The sequence below is a fragment of the Kitasatospora sp. NPDC057518 genome (assembly GCF_042802075.1).
Taxonomy (GTDB): Bacteria; Actinomycetota; Actinomycetes; order Streptomycetales; family Streptomycetaceae; genus Kitasatospora.
Map to the genome: position 1 here is coordinate 1 of NZ_JBHVEU010000424.1, position 7,742 is coordinate 7,742.

Consider the following 7,742-nt stretch of genomic DNA (forward strand, 5'->3'; position numbering starts at 1 on the left):
GGCCGGCCCCTTTCGCGTCAGCGCGCGGCGTGCGGCACGAAGCGCGCGAACGGGTCGGCGACCTCCGCGCAGTGCCCGGCCAGCAGGCCTCGGAAGCGGTCGAGCAGCGCCGCGTGCCGGGCGTCGACCGCGAGGTTGACCAGCTCGCCGGGGTCGGCGGCGAGGTCGAAGAGCTGCTCCCGGTGGTCGCCCCAGGCGTAGCAGACGTACTTGTGGTGCCCGGCGCGGACCATCCGGCCCAGGGCGTTGTTGAAGCCGGGGATCTCCCAGCGGGTCTCGACCACCACGCTGTCGTGCGGCCGCGGCGCGCGGACGCTGTGGCCGGGCAGCCCGCCCGGTCCCTCGATCCCGGCCAGGTCGCAGAGCGTCGGGATGAGGTCCAGCCCGGCCGCGACCAGCCGCTCGTCGACCGCGCCGGCGGCCACCCCGGGGCCGGTGACCACCAGGGGCACCCGCACGCACTCCTCGTACAGGGCCCACTTCTGGTTCCAGCGGTGGGCGCCCGCGCCGTCGCCGTGGTCGGAGCTGAACACCACCACGGTCTCCCGGTCGCCGCCGCGCTCCGCCAGCGCGGCCAGCAGCAGGCCGATGTGCCGGTCCACCCGCTCCACCAGGGCGTAGTAGGCGTGCCGGTAGCGGCGCCAGTCGTCCTCCCGCCAGTGCTCCGTCGGGTGGGTGTGCGGCTGGGCCAGCCGGGCCAGCCGGGGCAGCGCCGGATCGTACGGCCCGACCGGGAAGTTGGCGGGCAGCGGCGGGAGTTCGGGGACGGGCGGCGCGGGCGGGAGCGGGCCGGTGCGCGGGTCCTGGCCGCGGGCCCACTCGCAGATGCCGTGCGGCTCCAGGAAGGAGGCGACCAGCAGGAACGGCCGCTCGCGCGGCGCGCGGACGAACCCGGCGGCGGCGCGGGCGAGTCCGGCGTCGTCCCCGCCCGCCGGGTGGATCCGGCGGAAGCCCCGGTCGGCGGGCAGGTCCAGCTCCGGCAGGTGCCACTTGCCGCCGTAGCCGCAGTCGTACCCGGCCTCGGTGAACAGGCGCCCGAGCAGCGGGTCCTCGGGGCCGCCGGTGTTGCCGGTGACGCCGACGGTGCTGGGCAGGCGGCCGGTCATCAGGCTGGCCCGGGAGGGGGTGCAGAGCGGCTGGGCGCAGTAGGCGTTGGGGTAGCGGGTGCCGGCGGCGGCCAGCGCGTCCATCGCGGGGGTGCGCAGGTACGGGTTCCCGGCGGCGCCCATCGCGTCGGCGGTCTGCTGGTCCGTCAGGATCAGGACGACGTCGGGGCTCTGTGGATCCGGCACGGGTCAGGCCATCCGTTCGTAGGTGTGCGGGTCGAGCGCCCGGCGCAGCGGGGCCCCGTCCAGCCAGCGCTCGAACTCGCCGACGACCAGGTCGCCGAGGCGGCGGCGCTCCAGCCCCCGGCTGCCCGCCAGGTGCGGGGTGACGACCACGTTGGGCAGGGTGAACAGCGGTGAGCCGGGCAGCGGCGGCTCGGGGTCGGTGACGTCCAGCACGGCGAAGAGGTCCGGGCGTTCGGCGAGGACGGCCAGCAGCGCGGGCTCGTCCAGGACGGCTCCGCGCGCGGTGTTGACGAGCGTGGCGCCGGGCTTCATCGAGGTCAGCAGCCGCCGGTCGACGAGGCCGCGGGTCGCCGGGAGGAGCGGGGTGTGCACGCTCACCACGTCGGCGGTGGCGAAGAGTTCGTCCAGGCCGACGGCGCGCACCCCGGGTGGCACCGGGGCGTACGGGTCGTGCGCGAGGACCTCGACGTCGTAGCCGCGCAGCATCTCGCAGACCAGGCGCCCGGCCGCGCCGAGCGACAGGACGCCGACCGTGGAGCCGTACCCGCCCGGGGTGCGGGCGGCCGGGACGGCGGCGCGGGCGGCCCGGGCGTCGAGGACGTGGCGCCAGCCGCCCTTGAGGGCGTAGACGATCTGGGCCACGGCGAACTCCGCGACCGGGACGGCGTTGGCGTGGGCGGCGGTGACGATCGGGACGCCCGCCGCCCAGAACGCCTCGCCGGCGATCCGGCGCACCGAGCCGGCCGCGTAGAGCACCAGCCGCAGGCGGGGGAGCCGGGCCAGGGTGTCGGCGTCCAGGACGGGCCCGCCCCAGCCGGTGAACAGCACCTCGACGGCCCGCAGCGCCTCCGGCGCGGCGGCGGCCAGCCGCTCGGCGCTCCACACCCCGTCGGGCGAGGCCGGGGCGGCCAGCACCTCGGCCCGGGCGGCGACCCGGGCGCGGGCCCGCGGGCCGTACACGTCGGGGAAGCGCTCCGGGTCCATCGCGAAGGCGGCGGTGGGCATCCGGTTCTCCTCGGGTCGCTGACGCACAAGGAGTTTCTATCACAGTGAGAAATAGTCGGGGGAGCCCGTAGAGCCGGCCGGGCCCCGGACCTCACCGGGTGATGAACGTCGCCCCGTCCGCGAGCCGGACCGCCGCCGCGGCCGCGCCGACCAGCTCGGTGGTGGTGCTGTGCACGACCACCAGGCGCGGCAGGACCGGCACCCGCCCCTGCAGCCGGCTCTCGATCGCGGCCGGCAGCTCGCCCCCGCTCTCCCAGAACAGCCGCCCGCCGAGGGCGATCAGCTCCGGCGCCAGCACCGTGCTCAGGTTGGCCACCAGCAGCGCCAGGTCGTCGGTGAGCTCGCCGATCAGCCGGACCGCCGCCGGGTCGCCCTCGCGCCCCAGCCGGAACAGCCCCGCCACCCGCTCGGCCGGGGTGCCGGACACCGTCAGACCGGCCTCGGTGATCCGCCGGTCCACCGCGTGGTCGCCGATCCTCGCCTGGGTGTCGCCGGTCCGCCCGAGCGGCCGGTCCAGCGCCGCGTGCCCGGCCATCAGGTGGCCCAGCGCCCCGGCGGCGCCCAGCCGGCCGCGGTGCAGCCGGCCGTCCAGCACGATCCCGGCGCCGACCTCGATGCCCACCACGACGGCCGCCAGGTCGCCCACCCCGGCCGCGGCGGGCGACTCCCGTACGGCCAGCGCGACCAGGTTGACGTTGCTCTCGACCGCCACCGGGACGCCGTAGCGCTCCTGGAGCAGCACCCCCAGCCGCAGCCCGGGCCAGTCCAGCGCGGGCGCGAACTCGACCAGCCCGGTGCGGTCCCGGACCACCCCGGGCACGCCCACGACCAGGGCGCGGGGGGCGCCCGCGTGCCGCCCGGCCCAGTCCCGCAGGCCGTCCACCAGCGCGAGCAGCGGGCCGGTCAGCTCGTCGGCGGCGATCTCCCGCGGCCGGTCCGGGCCGGGGAACGCCCAGTGGTGCTCGGCCTCGTGCAGCACCGTGCCGTCCAGCGCGGCGACCACGCCGACGATCCGGCGCGGGCGCACCGCGATCGCCAGCACGGTCTGCGCGCGGGCGTTGTACCGGATCAGCTGCGGCGGCCGGCCGCCGCTGGACGGCGCCCGCTCCGTCTCCACCTCCACCAGCCCCTCGGCCCGCAGCACCTCCACCAGCCGGTGCACGGTCGCGGTGCTCAGCCCGCTCTCGGCGGCCAGCCGCTGCCGGGACAGCGTGCCGTGCCGGCGCAGCACCTCCAGCAGGACGGTCTGGTTCACCTGGGCGACGGTCTGCGTCGTGGCGGTGGCGGGGGTACGGCTCGGGGGCATCGCGCGCTCCTCGGACCGGGCCGGGCCCGGACGGTCAGGACTTTGTCTCAGCTTGAATATATCCTTGGCCCGGCCCGCCCTGCCCTCCGTGCCCACGCGGGTCGCCCTGCCCGCCCTGCCCTGCCCGCCCTGCCCTCCCCGGGGCGCCCGACGAACGACGGAGCCGCCGTGCCGCTCGCCCTCTCCACGCTCGGCCTCCCCGGGCTCCCGCTGGCCGGGGCCGCCCGGCTCGCCGCCGAGCACGGCTGGGACGGGCTCGAACTGCGCTGCGCCGAGGGCGAGTCCGTCCACCCGGCGATGACCCCGGGGGAGCGCCGCAGCGCGGCCCGCGTCCTGCGCTCCCACGGCCTCACCCCGCTCGCGCTCGCCTCCTACGTCGGCGTCGCCGCCCCCGGGCCGGACCGCCCGGTGACCGACGCGCTCCGCGCCCACCTGCGGCTCGCCGCCGACCTGGGCGCGGCCGGCCTGCGGGTCTTCCCGCGCGGCGGCGACGGCCCGCGCGCCGAGGCCGACGACCGGGCCGCCCGGCGGCTCGCGGAGGTCGCGGAGGAGGCCCGGCGGCTGGGTGTGCGGGTGCTCGTCGAGACCCACGACTCCCACCGGGGCGGCCGGGCGGTGGCCGGGCTGCTGGCCCGGGTCGCCCACCCGGCCGTCGGCGTCCTGTGGGACCTGATGCACACCCACCTGGCCGGCGAGACCCCGGCCGGGACCCACGCGGCGCTCGCCCCGTACCTCGGCCACGTCCAGGTCAAGGACATCGCCGGCCCGCACGACCGCACCCCGCTCCCGCTCGGCGCCGGCGTCCTGCCGGTCGCCGACTGCCTGCGCCTGCTGCCGCCCGACGCCTGGGTCTGCTGGGAGTACGAGGCGCCCTGGCACCCGGCCGCCGCCCCGCTGCCCCCGCTGCTCCCCTCGGGCGCGGCCTTCCTCGCCGCCCTGCACCGCCCGTCGGGCTGAGCACCCCGCCCGCCGGGGCACACGGGTGCGGGGCGCCGGCCAGGCCGACGCCCCGCACCCACGCGGCACCGCGGCCGCTCAGCTGTGCATCACGTCGTACTTCGAGGCCTCGACGAACTGCGGGGCCCACTTCTGCTTCAGGCGCAGGCAGTACCGGTTGAGCAGATCGGCGAACGGCCCCATCGGGCGGCGGAAGTCGACGATCACGATGACCCTGGGCTCGTCGCTGTGGTTCTCCACCTCGTGCTCGAACGAGACGTCCAGGACCGTTCCCTCGCCCTCCCGCCAGGTGTAGTAGTCGCGGTCGAGCCTGATCCGCGGCGGGTTGTCCTTCGGGATCCGCAGGCCGAGGTGGTAGCGCAGCACACCGGCGTACGGGTCCCGGTGGGCCGGCAGGCCGACGCCCGGGTCCAGGATCGAGATGAACGCGTTGACCACGTTGGGCGTGGACATCGCGAAGTCGAGCAGCGCCGGGCAGTCCTTCCTGGCCAGCTCGTTGGGCCGGCCGTACATGTAGGCGTAGTAGAGGCGCCAGTCCTCCGAGACCTGGGCCGCGCGCACGGGGTCGAAGGTCCCGTAGGTCGGGATGCTCGTGCGGCTCAGGAGTGCGTCCACCTCCGCCCGGACGGCGGGGTAGACGGCCTCCAGGGCGCGTACCTCGGGAAAGACCGTGCGCGGCGGGATGATCCGCGGGCGGCCCTCGCCGCCCGCACCGCGCAGGAAGATCCAGTTGGTGACGGCCCGAAAACGCGGGTGGTTGACGCTGGGTGAGCCTTTCATCGTCCGCTCCCGATTCCGTGTGTCCTGAGACGTGTCATGAGTCGATGGCGATGGCTTTGTGGGGTGGCGGGGTGGTGAACCCGGCGATGTACCGGCCGGCTCCGAGTACCGCCACCAGGACGATCCAGCCCGCGACCGGCGCGGCGGTGACCAGGCCGGCGACGAGCAGCGGGCCGGCCGCGCCCTGGGTGGTCTCGCCGAGGACGCAGGCGCTCTGGTAGAAGCCGTGCTCGTCGGCCGCCGCGAGCACGGCGGACAGGCCCCACTCGCCCGCGGCCTCCAGCAGTTCGCCGCCGGTCAGCGCGATCGTGGCCGCGACGAGCAGGACCACCTGCCAGCCGGTCGGCGCGAACCGGACCAGGCCGAGCAGCAGGCAGCAACCCGCGGTCCACACCGCGGAGTTCCGGAAGCAGCGCAGCGCTCCCTCGCGCGTCGCCGCGCGCCTGCTCACGGCCAGCTGACCGCCCACGGCGATCAGCGAGTTGAGCATCACCAGCCAGCCCAGCACGGACACCGGCACCGAGGCGTGCCGGGTGACCCAGAGCGGCAGCACGGTGCTGAGCAGCGTCGTGTGGACCGTCAGGATCCCCGTCGCCGCGGCCAGTGCGCCGCCGGTGCGCAGACTCCGCGCGCCGACCACCCCCGGTGCGCGGACGGAGGGGGAGCCGCGCCGGCCGGCGCCGAGCGAGGTGGTGGCGAAGCACGCCGCCATGACGAGGTAGCCGCCGCCGATCAGCAGGTAGGCGGTCTCGTAGGCGAACGGCGAACGGGAGGCCAGCAGCCGTACGGAGCACAGCGCGCCGAGGGCGAACCCGATGTTGGTGACGGTGCGCGCCCAGGCGAGCGCCTTGACGCTGTCGCCTCCGGCGCCGGCCAGCATCGCGCGGCGGACCACGTTGCCCGCGCTGTCGAAGCCCCCGGCCACGCAGAGCACGAGCAGCAGGGCCCACGGCGTGTGGACCCGGGCCGAGAGCGGGACCAGCAGCGCCGCGCAGACGGCGGCGACGCTGCCGACGGCGCGGCCCCGGCCCCGGTCGACGAGCAGGCCGGTCGGGACCGCCACCGCCGCCGAGGCCGCCCCCCAGAGCGTCAGGCCGGCCGTCGCGAGCAGCGGCGTCAGCCCGACGATCTGCAGCAGGTAGACCATCACGGTGGCGAGGAAGGCCCCCTTGCCGACGGACAGCACGAGGGTGGCCGAGAGCAGCGCACCGGTCCGCTCGGGCGGCCTGACCCGGGCCGCCGCCGCTACGCGGGCGAGCACAGCCCGCCCCGGGAGGCCTGCCAGGTACGGGCCGTGCCGTCCGGCTGCCCGAAGGTGAACCGCAGCGGGGCCAGGCAGCGGTCCAGGGCCCGGAGCATCGCCGTGTGGTCCGCCGCGCCGCCGCGCAGGAAGTCCAGCCGCATCGTCATCACGCTCGGTTCGAGCTCGCTGCCCACCGGCACCCGGGTGACGTAGTCGACGAGGCCCGGCTCCCGCTCGGCCTCCCGCACCCCGTCCACCCGGCGGAGCGCGCCGCCGGCCAGCGGCGGCAGGTTCCAGTACTGGAAGGCGACGTCCCCGGGGGCGGGTGCCGACGGTTGGACCGGCTGTCCGCAGGCCACCGCGATGCCCAGCTCCAGCAGGTCCAGGCCGGTGGTCCGCCGGTGCAGGTCGGCGATGAAGGCGCCGAGCCGCCCGTTGACCTCGATGATCCGCGGGCCCCGCGCGGTGAGCTTGATCTCGGTGTGCACCAGGCCCCGCCGGATGCCGAGGGCGCGGGCCGCCTCGGTGGCCAGCCGGGCCACCTCGTCGCTCTCGGCGGGGGACAGCTGGGAGGGGAAGAACTGGCCCTGCTCGCGGAACGGGTCGAGCAGCGGGAACTTGCCGGTGACGCCGAGCGTGTGGACCGCGTCGTCGGCGACGAGCGACTCCACGGACACGTAGTCGCCGAAGTCGCCCTCGTCCCGGCCGCGCAGGTACTCCTCGACCACGAACGGGCGCTCGGCGGTGGGCGTCAGGTCCGCGGGGAAGCCCTCGGCGTCCGCCACCAGGTGGGTGTCGCGGCTGCTGTGGCTGTGGACCGGCTTGACGACCACCGGACCGGCCAGGTCCCGTACCGCCGCCAAGGCCTCCTCCCGGCTCGTCACCGGGATCGACCGGACGGCGTCCACACCGGCCCGCGCCAGCCGTCCGCGCTGCGCCCGCTTGTCGGTGAGCAGGGTGACCGTCTCGGCCTCGTGGAACAGCAGCCCCAGCCCGTCGCCGAGCCGCGCGGTCAGCGGGACCAGCGGCTCGCTGAACGTGGTGATGCCGCAGGGCCGGTGGGGACGCAGCAGGGCCAGCGCCGGCTCCGGCGCGTCGGGCTCGCACTCGACGACCGGCCCGAACCCCTCGTACGCCGCCCGCTCCGGCGCCCCCAGGG

General features: G+C 76.6%; 7 protein-coding genes. 1 reads left to right on the forward strand and 6 read right to left on the reverse strand.

The features are described 5' to 3' along the window. Positions 1–17: 17 nt before the first annotated feature. The 3 genes from ACFU7Z_RS31925 to ACFU7Z_RS31935 all read right to left on the reverse strand — a co-directional run bounded on the left by ACFU7Z_RS31925 (position 18) and on the right by ACFU7Z_RS31935 (position 3,603). Positions 18–1,292, reverse strand: a complete 1,275-nt coding sequence (locus tag ACFU7Z_RS31925; RefSeq protein ID WP_380781313.1) for a sulfatase — start codon at positions 1,290–1,292, stop codon at positions 18–20. A gap of 3 nt (positions 1,293–1,295) precedes the next feature. Next, positions 1,296–2,297, reverse strand: a complete 1,002-nt coding sequence (locus ACFU7Z_RS31930; RefSeq protein ID WP_380781315.1) for a hydroxyacid dehydrogenase — start codon at positions 2,295–2,297, stop codon at positions 1,296–1,298. A 91-nt stretch (positions 2,298–2,388) separates the two neighbouring features. Beyond that, positions 2,389–3,603 (reverse strand): ROK family transcriptional regulator, encoded by a 1,215-nt coding sequence (locus tag ACFU7Z_RS31935; RefSeq protein ID WP_049656563.1) that lies wholly within the window; start codon positions 3,601–3,603, stop codon positions 2,389–2,391. A gap of 168 nt (positions 3,604–3,771) precedes the next feature. Between ACFU7Z_RS31935 and ACFU7Z_RS31940 the strand changes: the two genes are divergently transcribed. Then, the gene (locus ACFU7Z_RS31940; RefSeq protein WP_380781317.1) at positions 3,772–4,560 is read left to right on the forward strand and encodes a sugar phosphate isomerase/epimerase family protein; all 789 of its coding nucleotides are present in this window, start codon (positions 3,772–3,774) and stop codon (positions 4,558–4,560) included. A 78-nt stretch (positions 4,561–4,638) separates the two neighbouring features. Here the strand turns inward: ACFU7Z_RS31940 and ACFU7Z_RS31945 are convergent, their stop codons facing one another. The 3 genes from ACFU7Z_RS31945 to ACFU7Z_RS31955 form a co-directional block, all read right to left on the reverse strand. Then, positions 4,639–5,340 (reverse strand): aspartyl/asparaginyl beta-hydroxylase domain-containing protein, encoded by a 702-nt coding sequence (locus ACFU7Z_RS31945; RefSeq protein ID WP_049650443.1) that lies wholly within the window; start codon positions 5,338–5,340, stop codon positions 4,639–4,641. A gap of 34 nt (positions 5,341–5,374) precedes the next feature. Further along, positions 5,375–6,601 (reverse strand): MFS transporter, encoded by a 1,227-nt coding sequence (locus tag ACFU7Z_RS31950; RefSeq protein ID WP_380781319.1) that lies wholly within the window; start codon positions 6,599–6,601, stop codon positions 5,375–5,377. Continuing rightward, positions 6,586–7,742 (reverse strand): acetyl-CoA carboxylase biotin carboxylase subunit family protein (locus ACFU7Z_RS31955; RefSeq protein ID WP_380781321.1); only part of this gene is annotated, 1,157 nt, incomplete at its 5' end. The genes ACFU7Z_RS31955 and ACFU7Z_RS31950, both read right to left, overlap by 16 nt.

Bases quoted from the DNA above. Each gene is read 5' to 3' on its own strand.
- ACFU7Z_RS31945 (WP_049650443.1), bottom strand. From the start codon at position 5,340: ATGAAAGGCTCACCCAGCGTCAACCACCCGCGTTTTCGGGCCGTCACC.
- ACFU7Z_RS31930 (WP_380781315.1), bottom strand. From the start codon at position 2,297: ATGCCCACCGCCGCCTTCGCGATGGACCCGGAGCGCTTCCCCGACGTG.
- ACFU7Z_RS31935 (WP_049656563.1), bottom strand. From the start codon at position 3,603: ATGCCCCCGAGCCGTACCCCCGCCACCGCCACGACGCAGACCGTCGCC.